The sequence below is a fragment of the [Flexibacter] sp. ATCC 35208 genome, from assembly GCF_001975825.1.
Lineage (GTDB): Bacteria > Bacteroidota > Bacteroidia > Chitinophagales > Chitinophagaceae > Chitinophaga.
Genome location: NZ_MTKN01000304.1, coordinates 1 through 443 on the forward strand (window position 1 = coordinate 1; position 443 = coordinate 443).

1 protein-coding gene is annotated in these 443 nt (G+C 30.0%); it reads left to right on the forward strand.

Features of this window, described 5'->3' with window-relative positions; all coding sequences use genetic code 11:
- Nucleotides 1–59: 59 nt before the first annotated feature.
- Nucleotides 60–443, forward strand: a 384-nt coding sequence (locus BW716_RS35640) for a hypothetical protein (protein ID WP_143709269.1), incomplete at its 3' end; no start/stop codon positions are given.

Here is a 443-nt window from a genome sequence, read left to right on the forward strand (position 1 = left end):
GGTTAAAATAGAAATTCTATAGTAAATACCTTTTTGCCCTTTCATAAAAAACCATCCTAATGAGTACCAGAAAACATATTATAGAACTAAAAGATACTAGTGCTTCTGAAATGGCCCGTTTTAGACGAATTATGCTTGGCATTTGGCGTCAGCAGATCGAAGATGATAAAAATGCTAGTGAAATGGAGAGATTTATTAATGAGAATATTGGATCTTTAATTAAAAAAGATTCAAATATTGATTATTATACAATAAATGATCAATCTGAATTAACTGATCCAAATTATAAATATTCTGGAGACTTCTATTCAAAAGACGGTCGTTATTTGGGCAATGAAGGCCTACCTGAAAACAAAGTATATATAGTTGAAAATGATGGCTATAAAATTCATAATACTGGTAAAGGAACTGCCGAAATAAGAATGGATAAGAGCAAAATAACT